Here is a 740-nt window from a genome sequence, read left to right as displayed (position 1 = left end):
CGTGGCTATGTATCCCCATACATGATCACAGATACGGACAAGATGGAAGCGGTTCTCGACAATCCTTACATCTTGATTACAGATAAGAAGATCAGCAGCACGCAAGAAATTTTGCCACTGCTTGAGAAGATCGTACAACAATCCAGACCATTGCTGGTGATCGCCGAAGATATCGAAGGCGAAGCACAAGCGATGCTGATCGTGAACAAGCTGCGTGGTACCTTCAATGCGGTAGCCGTGAAGGCTCCTGGCTTTGGCGACCGTCGTGAAGCGATGCTGCAGGATATCGCAGCCTTGACTGGCGGCCAAGTGATCACCGAGAAGCTCGGTCTTGATCTGAAGACGACTTCGATCGAACAATTGGGTAACGCTCGTCAAGTGATCGTCACGAAAGAGAACACGACGATCGTAGACGGCAGCGGCGACAAAGCGGATATCGATGCTCGCGTGAACCAAATCCGTGCGCAGCTGGAAGAGACGACTTCCGACTTCGACAAGGAGAAATTGCAAGAGCGTCTGGCGAAGCTGGCTGGCGGCGTAGCTGTCATCAAAGTCGGTGCAGCCACAGAAACTGAACTGAAGGAACGCAAGCTTCGCATCGAAGATGCCCTGAATGCAACTCGCGCAGCGGTTGAAGAAGGGATCGTATCGGGCGGTGGCGTAGCGCTTATCAACGTATACAACGCTGTAGCTGGACTTGAACTGAGCGGCGACGAGAAGACAGGCGCGAACATCGTACT

General features: G+C 53.0%; 1 protein-coding gene. It reads left to right on the top strand.

Features of this window, described 5'->3' with window-relative positions; translation table 11 throughout:
* Window positions 1-740: chaperonin GroEL (gene groEL / locus BFJ94_RS26370; protein WP_205571057.1), on the top strand; the 740-nt coding region annotated here is incomplete at both ends.

The organism is Paenibacillus aceti (assembly GCF_003614185.1).
GTDB classification, from domain to species: Bacteria; Bacillota; Bacilli; order Paenibacillales; family Paenibacillaceae; genus Fontibacillus; species Fontibacillus aceti.
Note: the sequence above shows the minus strand (reverse complement) of the source record. Positions and strands in the feature narration are given on the sequence as shown.